General features: G+C 71.4%; 16 protein-coding genes and 1 pseudogene. All 17 read right to left on the bottom strand.

All coding sequences use genetic code 11. The features are described from left to right. Positions 1 to 2 precede the first annotated feature (2 nt). A complete protein-coding gene (locus OG381_RS37300; protein WP_327720383.1) occupies positions 3 to 1,142 on the bottom strand; it encodes an NUDIX hydrolase in 1,140 nt (379 codons plus the stop codon). Between the two features lie 76 nt (positions 1,143 to 1,218). Beyond that, positions 1,219 to 2,481 carry a methyltransferase, FxLD system gene (fxlM, locus tag OG381_RS37305; RefSeq protein ID WP_327720384.1) on the bottom strand — a complete coding sequence of 421 codons (1,263 nt, stop codon included), beginning with the start codon at positions 2,479 to 2,481 and terminating at the stop codon, positions 1,219 to 1,221. A 142-nt stretch (positions 2,482 to 2,623) separates the two neighbouring features. After that, positions 2,624 to 4,545 (bottom strand): annotated as a pseudogene (locus OG381_RS37310) (ATP-binding cassette domain-containing protein). 241 nt (positions 4,546 to 4,786) lie between these two features. Further along, the gene (locus OG381_RS37315) at positions 4,787 to 5,899 is read right to left on the bottom strand and encodes a hypothetical protein (protein WP_327720385.1); all 1,113 of its coding nucleotides are present in this window, start codon (positions 5,897 to 5,899) and stop codon (positions 4,787 to 4,789) included. 4 nt (positions 5,900 to 5,903) lie between these two features. After that, complete coding sequence (gene fxlM / locus OG381_RS37320) at positions 5,904 to 7,949, bottom strand: methyltransferase, FxLD system (RefSeq protein WP_327720386.1); 2,046 nt, start codon at positions 7,947 to 7,949, stop codon at positions 5,904 to 5,906. A 35-nt stretch (positions 7,950 to 7,984) separates the two neighbouring features. Continuing rightward, positions 7,985 to 9,055: a lanthionine synthetase C family protein gene (locus OG381_RS37325; protein ID WP_327720387.1), complete on the bottom strand. Its 1,071-nt coding sequence runs from the start codon at positions 9,053 to 9,055 to the stop codon at positions 7,985 to 7,987. Continuing rightward, positions 9,052 to 11,091 (bottom strand): lantibiotic dehydratase family protein, encoded by a 2,040-nt coding sequence (locus OG381_RS37330; RefSeq protein ID WP_327720388.1) that lies wholly within the window; start codon positions 11,089 to 11,091, stop codon positions 9,052 to 9,054. The genes OG381_RS37325 and OG381_RS37330 overlap by 4 nt, the downstream gene beginning before the upstream one ends. Positions 11,092 to 11,189: 98 nt before the next feature. Further along, entirely contained in the window at positions 11,190 to 11,378 is a 189-nt protein-coding gene (locus tag OG381_RS37335) for an FxLD family lanthipeptide (protein ID WP_327720389.1), read from the bottom strand. Between the two features lie 122 nt (positions 11,379 to 11,500). Then, entirely contained in the window at positions 11,501 to 11,968 is a 468-nt protein-coding gene (locus OG381_RS37340; protein ID WP_327720390.1) for a DUF6082 family protein, read from the bottom strand. A gap of 74 nt (positions 11,969 to 12,042) precedes the next feature. Continuing rightward, positions 12,043 to 12,618, bottom strand: coding sequence for a DUF6624 domain-containing protein (locus tag OG381_RS37345; RefSeq protein WP_327720391.1), 576 nt, complete (start codon positions 12,616 to 12,618; stop codon positions 12,043 to 12,045). Beyond that, positions 12,615 to 13,181 carry a hypothetical protein gene (locus tag OG381_RS37350; protein ID WP_443062060.1) on the bottom strand — a complete coding sequence of 189 codons (567 nt, stop codon included), beginning with the start codon at positions 13,179 to 13,181 and terminating at the stop codon, positions 12,615 to 12,617. The genes OG381_RS37345 and OG381_RS37350 overlap by 4 nt, the downstream gene beginning before the upstream one ends. A gap of 83 nt (positions 13,182 to 13,264) precedes the next feature. Then, positions 13,265 to 13,759: a LuxR C-terminal-related transcriptional regulator gene (locus tag OG381_RS37355; protein ID WP_327720393.1), complete on the bottom strand. Its 495-nt coding sequence runs from the start codon at positions 13,757 to 13,759 to the stop codon at positions 13,265 to 13,267. Positions 13,760 to 13,887: 128 nt separating this feature from the next. Beyond that, positions 13,888 to 15,141: an acyl-CoA dehydrogenase family protein gene (locus OG381_RS37360; protein ID WP_327720394.1), complete on the bottom strand. Its 1,254-nt coding sequence runs from the start codon at positions 15,139 to 15,141 to the stop codon at positions 13,888 to 13,890. Between the two features lie 83 nt (positions 15,142 to 15,224). Then, positions 15,225 to 15,863, bottom strand: a complete 639-nt coding sequence (locus tag OG381_RS37365) for a GAF domain-containing protein (RefSeq protein ID WP_327720395.1) — start codon at positions 15,861 to 15,863, stop codon at positions 15,225 to 15,227. After that, positions 15,863 to 16,534: a GTP-binding protein gene (locus tag OG381_RS37370; RefSeq protein ID WP_443061963.1), complete on the bottom strand. Its 672-nt coding sequence runs from the start codon at positions 16,532 to 16,534 to the stop codon at positions 15,863 to 15,865. Before OG381_RS37370 ends, OG381_RS37365 begins: the two co-directional genes overlap by 1 nt. After that, entirely contained in the window at positions 16,506 to 16,913 is a 408-nt protein-coding gene (locus tag OG381_RS37375) for a DUF742 domain-containing protein (protein ID WP_327720396.1), read from the bottom strand. Before OG381_RS37375 ends, OG381_RS37370 begins: the two co-directional genes overlap by 29 nt. Beyond that, positions 16,910 to 17,425 carry a roadblock/LC7 domain-containing protein gene (locus OG381_RS37380; protein ID WP_327720397.1) on the bottom strand — a complete coding sequence of 172 codons (516 nt, stop codon included), beginning with the start codon at positions 17,423 to 17,425 and terminating at the stop codon, positions 16,910 to 16,912. The genes OG381_RS37375 and OG381_RS37380 overlap by 4 nt, the downstream gene beginning before the upstream one ends. Between the last annotated feature and the right edge of the window lie 13 nt (positions 17,426 to 17,438).

Below are 17,438 nucleotides of genomic sequence, written 5' to 3' on the forward strand. Positions count from 1 at the left end.
TGTCAGCTCAGCCGCATCCCCTCCGGCGGGACTTCCTCGATGGCGGCGGCGCGAGCCGTGGGCAGGCGCCACCGCTTCCGGGCTGTCTCCGCGGCGAGCAGGGCTTGCCGCGCTCCGGGCGGGCCCCATCCCAGGAGAGCGGCTGTCTGGGCGGGGGTGGCGAGCAGGCGGGCGAAAGGGCGCCTGGTGGCGGGGTCGACGGTCGCAGGCCCGATGGCGGTGACCCGGGCGGCAAGGCGGAGCCGGGCGTTAGGCCCCACTCCGCCGTAGACTTCGCCGGTCTCGTCCAGCACCCAGCCCAGTCGTACCGGATCGGCCAGGGTGAGTTGGGCTTCCTCGGCGGCTTCGCGGTGCAGGGTGTCCTCGGGCGTCAGGTCGGTCGTCTCCACGGTGCCGCCGGGCAGCATCGGCAGCGCGCCACGGGGGCCGGGGTCGGCCACGAGGACGACCCGGCCGTCCGGGACGAAGCACCACGCCCAGGCTTGCTGCATGGGGAGCCGCTCGGGGACGGGGCCGCGGTTGAGAGGGCTGTCCCACAAAGGCCGGTAGCGGACGTGCACGTCGTGGCGGTCCAGCGCCGGGACGTCGAGGATGTGTCGGCCGTCGGCGAGTTGGGCGGTGGCCGTGTTCCCGAGCCGGGCACGGTAGGCGGCGAGCATGATCTGCCCGTCCACAGGGCGCAGCCGCTGTACCGCATCCCGGGTCTCCAGGAAGGTGAACTCGGACAGCTCCTCGCGCGGCAGGCGGATGGCCTCGACCTGGTCGGGGCAGAGGGTTCCCCCGTCGAAGACGAACCGGATCTCCCCGGGGAAGGGAGTGCCGGGCTGAATGTCGGGGTGGTGCGGGGAGAGGGAGTGGACGGCGAGCACGCCCGCCAGGGGCAGGTTTGCCAGGCCCAGTTCCTCGGTGATCTCGCGGCGGCAAGTGACGTCCGGATGTTCGCCGGGTTCGACGACGCCTCCGGGCAGCAGCCACGAGCCGTCCTCGCGGTAGGTGGGGTGCACCAGCAGGACCCGGCCGACCTCGTCGGTGATGATCGCGGCGGCGCCGACCCATACTGCGTGCCGGGATGCGGCGTGCTGTCCCGTGGACAGGGCGGCACGTGGTGTGACGTGATCCGAAGGGGAGACGGGAGAGGTCACGTAGCTCTGCCTTCCGAGACGGTGGACGGGCGAGTGCAGCGCGGGCGGGCGAGCGGTGATCAGGAGGCATCGACGTTCATCGGGCGCTGCAGCTCCCCGGGTTGGTGAGCAGGTCAGTGCTGCTGGGAACGATCGGCCAGTCCACGGTCATACGGGTGTGCTTCTTGGCGAACACGTGCGGTTCGTGGTCCGTGCCTGCCGGAGCACAGTCGGCTGTCGGACGGGCGGTGATGAGGGGGCAGCGGGCGCCGCGGTGGTTGCGCTGCCAGTGGCGTACCTGCTTGGCCATCTCCTGCGCGGCGACGTGTCCTTGGGCGCCATGGCCGTGGACGACGAACTCGTACAGGCCCTTGCCATCGTCTCCATCGCTGATGCGCTCAGTGGCCAGCCGGGCGAGGGAGGCCCCGCGGACGATGGCGGCGCCGGGCCAATGCCGGGGCGGCGGGTTCAGGACCCCGTTGTCGCCGTCGGAGTCGACCTCCAGGCGGCAGAAGCCGGGCAGGGCGCCGGCGAGGTAGAGGGTGAGGGCGTCGAAGGGTTCCTGGCCGCCGACGGTGACGTGGGTGCGTGTCACGGTCGGCTTGCTGGTGAGGGCTGAGGCGAGTTGATCAACGGGCAGCGGGGTGCCGTCTTCCCAAGACAGGTGGACTCCGGTGCCGGGGACGGTGCGACGGTTCGTCTGCCAGGCGCCGTCGCCCTGCATGGCGACGAAGCCGCAGACGATGAGCGGCTCGTCGCTGTGCAGCGTCCCCTCATCTTTGGAGAAGCCGATGGCCCAGTGGTAGCCGTGCAGACGCAGCGGTGCGATGAGACGGCCGCCCTCGGCCAGGGCGCCGATCCAGGGCAGATCCCAGGTGTCGACGGTGACCACGATGGCGTCGAATCCGCCGTCCGGAACCACACCGGCGGGCAGGTGCTCGGCGTCCGCAGTGACCACGCGGACGCGGTCGTACCCGGCCTCGGTGAGGAAGCGGGCGGCCCTCTCGGAGACGGCAGGGTCGATGTCGAGGGTGGTGACGTGCCCGGCCGGGCCGACGAGTTCGGCCATGAGGGCGGCGTTGTAGCCCCCGGAGCCAATCTCCAGGACACGGTGGCCAGGCCGAATGCGAGCGGCTTCGAGCATGTCGGCCTGTAGCCACGGTGCGGAAACGGAGCTGATCACCCGGCCGTCGGGCGCGTGGCGGGTGGGGATGATGTCGTTGGCGTACGCCGCTTCCACAGCGACGTCGGGAGCGAAGACGTGCCGGGGCACGGTGCGGAAGGCGCGCTCGACAGCGGCGGTGCGGATGTGGTTGTCGGCGCGGAGCTGCTCGACGAACTGGTGGCGAAGCTCGCTCACGCCGCTGACTTCCGTAGCCGGCGGAGTCGTCACGGCATTCCTTCCGGGGCTAGTTGGGGGTTCGGACGTGGAGCGGAGGGAGCATCGGGAGCGGCCCTGTGTCTCTGCCCGGCAGAACGGTGGCCTCGCACGGGCCGGGTGATCAGGGGGTGTCGCCGCTCATCCGGCGCTGCAGCTCCCACAGGGTCCGGAAGAGTCCTGGCTCCTGGGTGAGCTGGGCGTAGGTGCCCTCCTGGACGATCCGCCCTTCGTCCAGGACCACGATCCGGTCGGCGACGGCCACGTTGGTGAGGCGGTGCGTGATCAGCAGGATGGCGCGGTCCTTGGCCAGTTCGCGCAGGCCGGCGAAGATCCGGTGCTCTGCGCGGGCGTCGAGGGCGGCCGTGGGTTCATCCATCACCAGCAGCGCCGCCTGCCGGTGGAACGCGCGAGTGAGGACCAGGCGCTGCCACTGCCCGCCGGAGAGCTGCTGTCCGCCGAACCACTCGCTGGTCAGGAGGGTGTTCAGGCCGGAGCGGAGGCCCGGCAGGATCTCCGCGGCGCCGGACGCCTCGCAGGCGGCTAGCAGGGCCGCGTCGCTGGTGTCGCCCTGCCCGAACGTGATGTTGTCGCGCATCGTCAGCGGCAGGTACGTGAACTTCTGCGGGACCAGCGCGACGTGCTCCCACGACCCCCACGGGTGCAAGTCCGCGGTGGAGGCGTGGTCCCAGGCCACGTCGCCCTCGGTGGGCAGCAGCAGTCCGCACAGCAGGCGCGAGAGGGTTGTCTTGCCGGAGCCGTTCTCCCCGACGAGCGCCACGATCTCCCCGCGTCGCACGTGCAGGGAGACGTTGCTCAGGCTGTCCTTGGGGGCGCCGTCGTAGCGGTAGATGACGTCGCGGACCTCGAAGCGCTCCGGGGCCGTGGTCACGGGCGCGGTGCCGCGGGAGTCGGTCATGGCCTGGCCGTGGGCGTTGTCGAGGAAGTTCTGCCAGTCCTGTACGTACCAGCCGGTGCGCACCAGGCGGGCCCCGCCGTTGATGATGCCGCGCACTGAGCCGGTGGCGGTCTGGAGAGCGAATACGGCGCCGCCGCCGGCCGCCAGGCTCATCCGCCCGGAGGCCAGGAGCCACAGCAGCGCCGCCCACACCGCGGTCGAGGCGATCCCGCCGGCCACTGCTCCGGCCAGTCCCATCCAGGCACCGGTGTTCGCGGCTTGGCGTTCGGCGGCGTTGACCGAGGCGGCCAGCCGCCGGTACCGGCCGATCAGGAAAGGGCCGGCCAGGCAGGCGCGCATCTCCTCACTGGACTCCTGATAGGCCATGTGCCAGCGCAGCTTCCCCAGCATCCGGCGCCGCCCGGAGGTCTCCAGCCCGGCGAGGTAGATGAGGCGGGCGGAGCGGACGTAGGCGGCGGCAGGCAGGCGAGGAAGAGCAGGGGAAGGAGCAGAGGGTGCAGGACGGTCAGGACGGTGGCGCCTGCCGCGAGCGTGGCGGTGGCCGCGAGGACGTCCTGCGCTTCTTCGACGAGGTCGGGGGTGACCTGGGCGCCGCGGTCGGCGATGTCGTAAGCGTCGTTGTAGCCGGGCTTGTTGTTGGCGGCCAATTCCGCGCCGAGCGCGGCCTCGATCATCGTCAGCTCCGCTGCCCGGCCGAGCACCGGGCGCAGACGGCCGGTCAGCCAGACGACGGTGATGCCCAGCAGGGTGCGCAGGCCGGTGGCGGCGGCGATCACGGCCAGTTGCGGGGCGGCGTCCCACAGCCGCTCAGTGATGTCGCCCGAGGAGATCAGCGCGGTGATCGTGCCCGTGACGGCCAGGAGGCTGAGGGCAGCGAGGAGGCCGGTCCCGATCTGGCACACCAGCAGGCCGATGGTCGCGCCGCGGTCCACGCGCCAGGCCATCTGCACCGAGCGCCGCACGAGCGAGGGAAGGCGCCGCGCCATGGTGCGGGAGGTCAGCAGGGAGCCGGCCTGGAGCCTCGACTCGTCGCGGTAGAGGTATTCCTCCTCTCGAACACCGGCCTCCTGCGGTTCGTCGTCCGGCGCGGTCTTCTTGGGCGGTTGCGGCGGCTGGTCCTGCGTAATGGCCGAGCATCGTTCCCCCTAGGACGGTCGCTGCGGCAGAGTCGTGAGGTCTAACGACACGGCTGCGATATCGAACACACGTCATTCGGTCGTGCTGGGGAGCCCGCTATTTCCTGCGTCAGGAACCCCGCGGGCGCGGGATCCCTGGTCTGGCTTGGAGCGGCTGCGGGCAGGAAATGGCCGAAACGCCGACACCGCCAAACAGCGTGGGCAGCACGGGGGCATCCCGGGGCGTCCCCTCTTAGCTGGGATCTGGTTCGGCCTGCAGCAGCCTTTCCAGTTCTGTCTCGGCGTGGCCGACCGCGCCCGTCAGAGCCTCATGGTGGTGGGCGGACAGGACGCCGGATCCCAGTCCGGCCGCGGCGATCACCGCGTTGAGCGCGTCTGTCGCCCCGTCGTCCAGGGCGGACGCGGCGACGGGGTGGTGCAGTGCGTCTCGTGCGGCGTAGGCGTCGAGTCGGGCGACGCTGATGAGGGAGTCGAGTATGGGGGCGGCATGTCGTCCGGTGCGGTCCAGTTCCAGGGCTGACAGGCCCGTCCGGGTCTGGAAGGCGGCAGTCGGCGGATCGGGGTGGGCAAGGAGCTGGACGGCCTCATCAAGGGTGCGGTCGAGGTCGGGTTCAGGGACGGGGGTGTCTACGGGCCGGCAGTGGGCGTGCAGGAGGAGGGCGATGGCTCCCTCCCAAGGCTCCGTGGGCTGGGTGGTGTCGATCAGGTCGCGGGCCTGTTGGTCCAGACCCTGTTCCATCAGGGCCATGATCTTGATCTGGCGGCCGTCGAGGAGCCGGTTGCCGATGCCGCGGTGCTGGGTCATGGCGTCGGCGGCCTCGGCCCACCGGCCGATGCAGGCGAGGGCGCGGGCGCCGTCCACGAGGAGGGTGACGTACAGCTCCTGGCACACCGCGCGGTGATCCTCGTCCGTGCCGGTCAGGGTCGAGAGGTCGACGGTGTGGCCATCGATCTCGGTCTTCTCCCGCTGCCGCGCGGCGCGGTTGAGGCGGACCAGCAGGTCGTAGGCGGCCTCGCCCTGGCCGTCCCGGGTCAGCAGCCGGGAGAGGTTGACCAGCGGCATCAGCGACATGACTGCGATCGGTCCGCTCAGGCGTCCGGCGTCGGCGAAGACCTGGTGCTGGCGCCGGCACAGGTCGGCGGCCAGGTTGGGCAGGCCGACGTCGGAGGCGATGAGCGCGGCGTAGTTGAGGACCCCGCAGGCGCGGGCCACCAGGTCGTGGTGGCTCGCACCTGCGGGCGCGACGGTCAGCCCGGTGAGGTGGTTGATGCGCTCCTCCAAGGGGAGCGCGGGCGCCTTGGTGCGGCGGACCAGGGGGATGCGGCTGGCTATCGCGGGGATCATCGGCTCAGCCCTTGCGCGCCCAGTCGATGACGAGTCGGCTGTAGGGCTTGTCGACGAGGAAGCGGGCGTCGTCCGCCGTCAGCCGGTCACGCGAGTCCGCGACGGCCATCCGGAAGCCCGGCTCGGGGGCGTCGTTGCCGCCGGTCGCGTCCCAGGCGCGGATCTCGCTCACGACGCGCTCGGCGAGATCGGCGCTGCCCTCGCCGTGGCCGATCACGCCGACTTCCCAGTACCGGCCCTGCTCGTCCTCGCCCTCCCGGATGGTCAGGTATGCCAGCGACCCGCCGTCGAGGGCGGCCATGGAGCCCCACCCGAAGTGCGGGGTGAACCCGGGGCGCTGGCCCGGCAGCCGGGACAGGCCGTTGGGCAGCACGCAGGCCAGGTACAGGTACAGCCACTCCCAGGCTGAGCCCTGCCGGAACTTCACCCCGGTGTAGAGCTTGGTCTGCTGCTGGTCGAGGACGGAGCGCAGCGCGTCGCGGTCGACGTCCTGCTCGCTGAACGTCTCCAGGCGCACGTTGCCCTCGCCTGCCATCGGTACGAGGGTGTACACGTCGTCGCAGACGCCCTTGCGCAGCGGGATGAAGGTGGCCATCTCGCAGGAGACGGTCTTCCACGTGTCGCCGTCGCGTTCGAAGGCGAAGGATCGGGAGATGCTGCCGCGGATGCGCATCGGCAGGACCAGGCGTCCGCCGGGGGCGAGCTGGTCGAGGATCTTCACGGGTACGTCGCCGGCGCCGACGGTGAAGATGATCCGGTCGTAGGGGGCGTGCTCGGGCAGCCCGGCCGCGCCGTCGGCCATCACCGCGGTGGCGTTGTCGACGCCGGCCTCGGCGAGGTGCTTGCTCGCGCCGGAGACGAGGTCCTGGTCGACGTCGAGGGTCCACACTTGCCCGCCGGGGGAGACGATCTTGCCGAGAAGGGCGGCGTTGTAGCCGGTGGCGGCTCCAGCCTCCAGGACCTTGTGACCGGGCTGGGCGCCGAGCTGTTCGAGCTGGGTGGCGACGATGGACGGCGCGGAGATGCAGGAGATCATCTCCCCGTGCTCGTCGTGCTTGATCGGGACGGCGTCCTCCTTGTACGCGCTATCCAGGTCGACGCCGGGCAGGAAGGCGTGCCGGTCGGTGGTGCGGAAGGCGTCGATGGCCGCCTTGCTGCGCAGGTGGCCGCTGTCGACGAGCCGCTGGGCGAGGGCTTCGCGCAGCTGGTTGGGGTCGGTTACGGATGTCACGGAGGTCTCCATTCGAGGGAGGCTAGGGTCCGCTGAGGCGGACTTGGGGGTAGACACGTCAGCTCCTTCTCCGGTGGAGAAGGCGACGCGACGGCCGAGCCATGCGGTGGCGGCCTGCGCGTCGGCAGGCACGCCCGCACGGTTGAACGCGAAGATCGCGTGATGGGCGATGACGGCCCGGATTCCGCGTATCAGTCGGCCGTCTGCGGCGAGCCGGCGCAGGCGGCGGCCAGCGTCCTCGAACTCGGCGACGCGCTCGACCCAGCCCGCTTCCGCGTCTGGGCGCAGGGCCGCGTCCGCGTTCATCAGCCGCCGCATCGCGGAGACGGCTCTGTCCAGTGCGGGCCCCTGGGGCGGGGTGACGGTGGGCCGCAGGGCGGCCCACCGGGCCCATACGTCTCCGGCTTCGAAGGGGTCCAGTCCCGCCGCGCGGATCATGGCGGACAGCAGCATCACGCTGCGCTCGCGGGCGCCGGGGGTGCCGGTCTCGGCGAGCGCGGCCGGGCTGTCGGCGCAGAACACGTCGTGCGCGACCTCCATGCCCTCGGGGCCGCCAAAGGCGTGCGTCTCCGGCTCGTAGATCCCGCCCACCCAGCCGCTGATCACGTGGTCGGCGACGAGCTGGTCCAGCAAGTCGGCGACGGGCTGTTCGGTACGCAGGCGCACGCCGGCGTCCTTGCGCAGGAAGTGGAAGCGGCGCCCGGCCAGCGCGGTCGCCAGAGCCCGGGCGGCGTCCGCGTGCGGGTCGGGAAAGGCCACGGAGGCGTGCCACCAGGACGTGTCCGGGGGGACGGGCAGGTTCTCTTCGTCGAGGGTCATGAGGGGGGAACTCCTTGCGAGACGGCGGGGTGGGATCAGGTGAGCAGGAGGACGCGGGTCCAACCGGTGTCGTCGGTGGCCTTCAGGGCAAGTTGGGCCCCGGCGCGGCCTTCCATGAATCCGGGTTTGGGCAGGTGCTCCCAGTCGGCGGCCAGCCGTCGGTGCAGGTCTTGGATGATCGGGGTGAAGCGTTCGGGGCTGGTGCTGTCGGCGGCGACCGCGCGGGTGAGAGTCAGCAGCCCGGCCCAGCCGTGGCAGAGCGACGAGTCGGTGATCCGGGCGAGCCGCAGCGGGTCGGTCAGGATCGCCTCGATGGTGTCCTCGGCCGCTTGGCGCCGTACAGGGTCGCCGAGGGCAAGCGCGGCGAGCTGCTGGGCGCGGGCGATGCCGGGCTGGCCGTAGCACCAGGACTGGCGGGCCGGCTCCGCTGCGGGCGGCTGGTCGGCGTCCATGTGGGCTGCGGTGGACCAGTAGTGGTCGCCGTGCCGGTCGAGCCAGGTCGCGAACGTGCCGACGGCCTCCTCCTGGCCGGGGACGCTGACTCCGGCGCGCAGGGCGAGGGAGAGCACGGCCAGGGGCCCCGCGATGCCGTGGGCCATGCCGTTGTTGCCGTGTCCGCCTGCCATGTCCTTCCCGTCGGGGCCGACCGGCGACCACCAGCCGGGCAGGATCCTGCCGTCACTGCGGGCGGGGTGTGCGAGCGCGACGAGGCAAGCGAGCACGTTGGGCAGCCGGGGCGCGATCGGGCGGCGGGACAGCAGCAGTGCGGCGAGCCCGGTCATGCCGCGGATGAGGTCCCATTCGGCGAGGTGGGGCAGCATGCCGGCCTCCTGCCGGCGGTGGGCGGCGGCGAGCCGGGCGTCCACGACGCGGTCGACGGCCGCGCGGACGTCGTTTGCGGCCCCGTGGGCGCGGTCCAGGACGAACTCCAGGGCGGGTGCGCCGTGGAAGAGGCTGGCGTTGCTGCCGGTGCTGACGCCCCGGACGGTGGCCTGGGCGAGGTGGCGGCGGGCGGTGGACAGGTCACGGCGCTCGATGTCGAGCAGCGCCATCCCTAGGGCGCCCTCGGACAGGTCCTGCGTTCGGGGCACGGTCGTCGTGGTCATGAGCACCTGGCCAGGGGGACGACGATGCTGTGGGCCCGGCCGCCGATCCACCCGTCGGCGTCCGGCGGGGGCGCGTCGTGCAGGGTGGCGATGCCGAAAGGGCTGGCGTCCAGGTGCGCGCGCAGGAGGTCCAGGTCGACGTCGCGGGTGAGGTCGAGGGGCAGCTGCTGGTCGTCCTCGGCGAGCAGGACCCGATCCGGCACGCGGAACCGGGCACGCCAGGCATGGAGTTGGTCCGCCCACTGCTGGAGTGGGACGGTGCGGGCAGGCAGCGTACGGCTGCGGATCTTCCACCGGGCGGTGGTGAGGATGGTGCGACGGTAGGTGAGGGCCGGGGTGAAGGGCAGGGTCCAGGCGGCGCCCCAGTCGAACCAAGTCACCTGCGGGGACGAGGCCCGGCTGATCTCGCCGAGGAAGCGGGCCATCGGCGGGGTGTAGTTGTTCCACAGGAAGTTGATGGCGGTGGGGGCCAGCAGCTCCAGCGGCTTGCCCGTCGCGGACTCCACCAGCTGGGGGCGGCCGTCCGCGACGGTGACCGCCAGGTCGCGGGGGAAGAGTACGTGCGGTTCGGGACGGCGGAATTCGCCGACGCTGACGATCCGGGGCAGGGCCTGTGGTGCGCGGGTGAGCAGGTCGGCCGACACCCGCCCGGCGTGGAAGGAGAGCTGCGCGAGTTCCGCCTCCGGATCGACGGTGGGCAGGTTCGCGTACGCCGTCTCGGTGCCGGGCAGGAGGTGCCAGAACCGACCGGTCATGGATCCGGCTGAGCGGGAGACGGTCAGAACGTGCAGCCGGAAGTCGCCTCGGTCCAGGGCCGGAAGAGAGGAGGCGTGGACCTGTGCGGCCAGTTCGAGGTGGGGTGCCAGGGCTTGGGGCTTGTCGCCGGCCGCTGCTTCCAGCTCCCCGATCATCGCCCCCGTCAGCGCGACGGTGCGGCTGCCTTCGGCGGCTGCGGTGCCGGCCAGCTCCAGCAGCAGGCGGTCGCGCCGGGACATTGGCCGGGGCGGTTCGCTCGCCGTGACGAACCCTGCCGGGAAGCCCACGCCACGGTCGGGGTCAGTCACCGCTTCCACTGGCACCGCGGTGTTCTCGCCGTAGCGCTCGGAGAACTGCTCGATCCACCGGCGCCAGGTCGGTGTCCCGTTCGGATGGGTGACCAGGCGGGCCAGGACGGTGGCCGCGGTCTCCGATTCGGTCAGCACTTGCTTGGGTAGCCGCACGTCGGCGTCCAGCCGCAGGTCGCACGCTGTCCGCATGCCAACTGCCTGGGTGTGCGTTGCAGGCGGTAAGACGTCGGTGGGGTTGGCGATGGTGGCGGGAGCGCGCAGGGAGGAGCGCAGCAGCCGCACCCGCAGCAGTTCACCCAGTAGCCGGTCGCGCGCCGTGTCGCTCACGGCGGGGAACTCCGCGGCCAGTTTGTCGGACAACTGGCGGTACGTGATCGGCGATCGCGCGAGGTCGAGTACGAGACGCAGCGCGGGGCTGAGGGCGAGGCGGAACTCGGCATCGCCCTCGGACGGTACGTGGATGTGCTGGTCGCGCTGTCGGATCAGGGTGTTGACGCAGACCTCGGCGTCGGCCATGCGCGCAGCGTCGCTCTCCCAGGCACTGAGTATCTCTTCGAGCCCCACCGGGTCGGGGCGGGTGACCGCCTGGTGCTTCTCACCGAAGCGCATGGACGTGGCCTGGGCGAAGCCGAGCGGGGCGACGCCGGCGAACAGGCCGTAGGGGGTGGAGCGGCGGGCGTAGCGGATCGCGTAGCGGGCGGTGGCCAGCGCCGCCCGGCGCATCCGGCGCACCTTCGGTGTGCGACCGTCGATGATGGCCTGCACCTGGTCCGCCAGGTGAGGGCTCGCCTGCGACACGGTCCGGCGGAAGTCGGTGTCGGACCACACCGTGCTCAGCCACACGCGCCACTCCTCCACGGGCGCCGTCGTCGCCGGCCAGGGCGGCAGGGCGGGCTCGGTCGTGTGCACCGCGGCGCGCAGCATGGCCTGCCCCGCGCCCTCGTACAGGCTGGACCGGTGCCGTGTCATCAGCGCTCTCCTCATCTTCTGCGTGGCGTGGCGGGGCGGGGCGGGGCGGGCCGGACGGGGAGAGCCCCGTCCGGCCCGCGTTGCCGGGGTGTCCCGGCTTACGAGGTGGTGCAGGCGCTGGGGCAGGAGCTGCCGCAGGTGTCGCCCGTGCTGCACATCAGGACCGTCTCGGTCGTCGGCGTGCCCTCGATGAAGGTGATGTCGAGTCCGAACGGGTCGGTCTCATCGGTGGTTGCCAGGTCCGACTGCACGGGGGCGGTCGGCCTCTCCGTCTGCACGGCGGTCATGCTTGCCTCCTAGTGGCGATGGGTGGTGCGGGATCCCGGGACCCGGTCGGGGCCCGGAGCTTGGTGGCAGGCGAAGGCGTCGCCTGGTCCAGGACGTCTGGGAGTCGATGGGCCCCGTGCCGTCAGGCTGCTACGGGCTGCGCTTCCTGGTGGGCCTTCGCGGCCTGGTTCAGGACCTTGGTAAAGTGCTCGGCGCGTTCGTCGCCCTCGGCCTCCTGGGCGCGGAGGTCTCCGAAACGGGCCCAGTAGCGCCGGCAGACGTCGCTGTTCATGAGCATGGAGGCGTAGAAGGGCAGCTGTCCGTCGCGGACGAAGCCCAGGCGGTCGCGCAGGCTGAGGGTGCAGATCTGCTGGTTGGCATGGAGCAGCTGCATGTACTCCTCGACGTCCATGTCCTCGGGGGCCCAGAGCTTGGCGAGGTCGGTGTTGGTGGACATCTGCGCCAGCCAGTCGAGCTGGTTGCGGGCGACGACCGCCTCGTTGCGCTCGGCCTGGTGCCGCGCGTCCTGCCTGAGCCGGGCGGCTCCGACCACGGCGGTGGTGACGGAGACGGCAGCACCGGCAGCGAGGACGGCGGTGGTGAGCTTCATCTGTCAACGATCCTTTCGCAGAGCGGAGTTGCGGCCGGGAGGCCGACTGGTGGAGAACCTGGGGTTCCGCTGCTTCACGCGGCCCCCGCGAGGACGACGGTCGGGGCTTCATCGGCAGAGCTATGCGCGGTGTACCGGCGGCGCACCGCCTTCAGAGCGACAGCGATCGGCGGCAGACCCACGGTGGCCCTGCGTGCGTCGACTGACTCCGGCGCGCGCAGCGGGCACAGCTCGATGCCGTCGGCGCACAGCAGGAGCTGGGTGCCGTACTCCTGGTCCCGCCCGCTGGTGATGAGGGCTCGGTCGTGCAGGTGCGCCCAGTGCTGGACCAGCGCGTCGCCGGCCTGGACCGCACGTCCCAGCAGGGTGGTGGCGGCGCGCTGGAAGTCGGGTTCGTCATCGCTGTGCAGGGCGATGCTCCAAGCGGCGCGGGCCGCGTCGGTGCCGACGAGGCGGTGGCCGGGCCAGTCGTGGTCGGCCAGGATGCGACGCAGCACCTTGGTGTTGACGTGGTCGGTGTGCCGGCCCTGTCCGAGTTGGACGGCGTCGAGCTGGTCGCGCACGCGCTTGGCCCGGTGCGCGGCCGATTCCGTGGCGCGGGCGATCAGCTCGCGGGCGAGGTCGGGCCGCTGCGGTTCGTCAGTTGTCACGCGTTGCTCCGATCATCCGGGGCCGGCTGAGGCGCGTGGACCTGGCAGCTGATCAGCGCGCGGAGCCCGGGGCGGTGCTCGGCGGGGAGTTCGAGGCGGGCGACTCGATCGCCGTCGCGTCCCGGGCCGGATCCGCACACGTCCCAGCCGTTGTCGGTGAGCCGACGCAGGAGGGCAGCGAGGGGTTCGGCTTCGAGAGTGTGGCGGGCCAGCGTCTCGGCCCGTACGACTTGGAGGTCGAGTCGGGCGGCGAAGTCGGACGCCCACAGGGTGATCAGGCGGGTGATGTCATCGGACTGGCCGGGCAGGGTGTGGACGCTTTGGAGGAAGAGGCACGGACCCTGGCCCCATCCGAGGTTTTCGGGGTCACGCTCGGGGATCATGCAGGCCAGCAGCTTTCCGTCCTCGTACAGTCCGGCGGACATGGTCTGCGCCTCGCGGAAGAGTGCCGGGATGTCGGCGCGGGCGGGTACGGGCAGGCCGTGCATTGTGAGCCAACGCTGGCGGTCCTGGACGAGGGCCGCAGCTTCCTCGCGCTCGGCCGCCGTGCGCAGCATGCGCATCTCGTAGATGGCGGCCGGCGGCGTCTGCGTGAAGGGGACGGGGGCGGAGCGGTCCTCGCTGGCCGTCGAGGTCGTAGGTCGGGTCACTGGCTTGCCCCGTTTCGCGTCGCGTGGGCGGCCTGCTCGGCCGGCAGCAGCTGCCAGCTGTGCGCCAGGACCACCAGTTCGGCGGTGTCCTGTGCGCCCGTGTCGGCGAGGAGCTGGTCGAGCGCGGCGCGCTGGTCGGCCGGGGCGAGCTTGGCGGCGACGGCGATGTCGCGCGTATCGCTGTGCTCAGCGACGGTTCGCAACAGCAGCAGCTGCTCGGGGCTGAGCTTCGGAGCTGGCCTGTCCGCCGTGGGAGAGGCCACCTGCTGGGTGGTGAACAGGCGGTGCACGATGACGGGGGGCTTGCAGCGGGGCGGGCAGTGGAGGCTCGCGCGGATGTCGCGGATGTACTGGCGGACGGTGACCGCCGAGAGCCCTGTCTTCGCGGCGATCTCTTGGGATGCACAGCCGTTCGCGAGGTGTTGGGCGACGCGCTGCAGCGTCGGCGTCAGAGGGGTGATCGGTGCGCTGGTCGTCACGGGCGGGGTCACGGTGTCTCCTTCTCGGCTGGAACGGACGGTCACCGGGGTGGGTGCCGCCGGTCCCCGCGGGGGACGGGGCCCGGCAGCACTGGCCCGTGCGCGGCGGTCGGGATTCACGGGGTGCCGCGTACGGGGGCTCATGCGGCGGTCGGGTCGGGGCGTGCCCAGGCGGCTTCGGCGGCGAGGCGTTCGGACCACTGGATGTGGTCCTCGTCGAAAGCGGCGTCGGCCAGGCGTATGCGCTGGACCTCGCCGGTTCCGGCGGGCGGGTAGGTGTGCTGGATGTCGCGCCACAAGCGCTGGAGAACGTAGTCGCGGTCGAAGGCGTGGGCGCCGTGCAGTTCCATGGCGTCCTGGGCCGACTGCGCGGCCCACTGGTGGCCGAGGTACTTGGCGTTGATCAGGTCGGCGTCGCAGGGCAGGCCCTGGTCGAGAAGGTGCACGGACTGGTAGGCGAGTATCCGGCCGGCGCGCAGGCGGGCCTCCATGCCACCGATGCGGTCCCGCAGTACGGGCAGGTCGGACAGGCTGGCCCGATAGCGAGGACGGGTCTTCAGACGAGCAGTAGTGGCGGCCACGACCGCTTCGTGAATGCCGAGGCTCACGGCGGCCAGGTTGGGACGGCCGTACAGAATGCTGCTGCTCTGGGCCACGCTCAGCCCCTGGCCGATCTCTCCGACCACGTTGTCCTCGGGAACACGGACGTGATCGAGGTCGAGTCGGCCGGCGGAGAAGCCGTGCAGACCAAGGCCGGGGCGGTGCTCGGGGACCGAGAGCCCGCGGCGGCTTGATTCGACCATGAACGCGGTCAGCGCCTGGGAGGTGCTCACGCCCGCCTCGGCGGTGCGGGCGACGACGAGGTGGGCACCGGCGAGGTGACTATTGCCGATATGGACCTTGCTGCCGGTGATCACCCACTCGCTGCCGGCGCGTTCGGCTGTGGTTTCGATGCCACCGATGTGCCCGCCGGCATGTGGTTCGGTCACGGCGATCGATAGCAGCAGGGAACCGTCCGCGACACGGGGCAGCCAGCGGCCCTTCTGCTCGTAGGTGGCGAAGTGCAGCAGGGCGCCGACGGGGATCAGGGTGGCCTGCAGGATGGCTGCGGCAGCCGCCGAGATCCGCGCGATGCGGTGGACCAGGATGGTCTTGGCCACATGTCCGGCACCCAGCCCGCCGAAGGAGGCCGGGATGGTGACGGCGAACCAGCCCCGTGCGGCCATCAGGTCGGCGACCTTGCGCTCCACCCTGCCCGGAGCGGCCTCCATACGCGCGACGCGCGACGCGATGTGCTCGGCCGCGAAGGCGTCCGCCTCGTCCCACAGCACTTCGTGGCGGGCGGTGAGGTAGGGGCGCAGCGCCGGTGGCGGTGTAGTGGGTGTGGCGGACATGGTCTCCCTCTCCCTGGGCGAAGGTCGCAACGTGGAGCGGCCGGGGATCGACTACGGCTCCCGGGTGGGGGTGGTGGAACGGCCTAGCGGACGGGGGCGCGGACCATGTGGTCCATCACCTGGGCACCGGCGTTGATGACGATGTCCCTGAGCCGTCGGGCCTCGCTCAGGGGGCGCTTCTCGGGGTCGATGACGCACACCGTGCCCAGCACGGTGCCGCTGTCATGGACGAGCGGGGCGCCGAAGTAGGAGCGGATCCCGACGGCGTCGGCCACGTGGTTGCCGCTGAAGCGCGGACTGGCGTGCACGTCGTGCAGCGGGAGAGCCTTCTTGCGGGCCATGACGTCCGGGCACCAGCCGTGGTCGCGACTCATGGTGCGGCCGACGATGAAGTACCCGCTGTCCGCTGGCGGCTGGTGCAGCCCGACGAAGGTCTGCTCCTCCAGGAAGAGATTGACGAACCCGTACAGGAACCCGGCCTTGGCGGCCATGTCGCGGGCCAGGTCGTCGAAGTCCTCGCTCGCCACGGTAGGCACGCTCAGGCGGTTGAGCAGCTCGTACCGCTGCGCCAGCTCCGGTGCCTGCTGGGTCTGCGGCCCGGTGACGGCGGTGGCGGGCGGGGTGATCAGCCCGCGGTCGGCGTCCCGCGTGCCGCGTCGCGGCAGGGACAGTGCGGGTGGGGCGGTCGGCGATGCGAGGTAGGGGTTGGGGTGATGTGACATCAGGCGTCCTGGAGGGTGGTAGTGGGCGTGTGGTGAACGCGACTCACGGAGGCGTTCTTCACGGCGTGGCCGACGAGGTTCAGCAGGACGCCGGCGACGTGGTTCGGGTCGCGGGCGTCACAGGTGATCACCGGTACGGAGGCAGGGAGTTCGAGGGCGGTGCGGACCTGCTCGGGCTGGTAACAGTGCGCTCCGTCGAACTGGTTGACGGCGACGACGAAGGGCAGGCCGATGTCTTCGAAGAAGCTGATGGGGGTGAAGCTGCTCTCCAGACGGCGGGTGTCGACCAGGACGACTGCCCCGACGGCGCCGCGGGAGAGGTCGTACCAGAGGTCGACGAACCGGTCCTGACCGGGCGTGCCGAACAGGAACAGTTCCAGGGGTACGGGCGCGTCGGGCAGGCTGAGGCGGCCGAAGTCGAAGGCGACCGTGGTGGTCTGCTTCGCCTCGATGCCCGCCAGGCTGTCCACGTCTGCGCTCGCCTCGGTCAGGTACTCCTCCGTGCTCAGCGGCGCGATCTCGCTGACGGCGCCTACGGCGGTGGTCTTGCCCGCGCCGAAGCCCCCGGCGATCACGACCTTCAGCACGGTCGGCGCGGCGCCGGCGCGCGGGTGCGGCGAAGTACGCAGCACCGCGGCCGGGTCATCCGGCCTGGGGGTAGGCGATGGCATCAGGCCACTTCCTCTTCAAGCCCGCTGAAAGGGCTGCCAGCAGTTGGGTAGACGGACCGGATTCCGCGCCCGTATCGGCATAGGGGTGGGTGAGGGGGACGACCAAGGCGTCGGCGTCCAGGAGGTCCGAGACGAGGATCTTGACGGCGGTGACGGGCCGGCCAAGTCGTCCTGCCAGTTCGACCACCGATCGTCGGCGCTCCCGGCACAGGGCGAGGATCTCCTCGCATTCCTCGGCCTGTGCCGGGCCGGGCCTTCCTGGTCCTGCTTCCAGCACGGTTTCCAGACCGAGCAGGTGCCGCGGCCTGGTCCGCCCGCGCGTCAGGGTGTAGGTCCGCACGAACATCGACTCCTCAGTCGCGCGGCCGTGTGTGCTCACCGGACCTCTCCGCCCCTGCCGACGCGGACCGGGATCACCATGTAGGGGGCGAACTTCTGGACGAGGCGCCCCATCTCGAATCCGACGGTGCCCGCATCGGCGTCCGTGGTTGCGATGACGGCAAGAATCGTGTCCACCTCACCGCGTTCGTTGCCGGGGTGGTTGTCGAAGGCCGCGCTGCGCCCGGCGCTCTGAACGAAGAAGAGGCAGTCGTCGCGCTCGATGATGACCTGCCGGGCCGGCCTCTTCTTGTGGCTGGGGCCGGTGATGTTCGCCGCGAGGGAGGCAACTCCGCTGAGGGCGGCCGACAGTTCGTCCGCCCAGTCCTTGTCGACGTCGCTGTCCAGCAGCCGCAGTCCGTCGCGCGACAGCAGGACGGCGTGCGTGACGCCCGGGACGTCGGAGGCGAACTGACGCAACAGCCAGGCCATGTTGTCCCGCTGTCCGCTTGCAGTTGTCTCGGTTACGGGCGCGTCGCCCGTCACGTTGTCCATCGCGGGGTGGGTGCTCATAGGGATCGCTCCA

This window comes from Streptomyces sp. NBC_00490, from assembly GCF_036013645.1.
Taxonomy (GTDB): domain Bacteria; phylum Actinomycetota; class Actinomycetes; order Streptomycetales; family Streptomycetaceae; genus Streptomyces; species Streptomyces canus_F.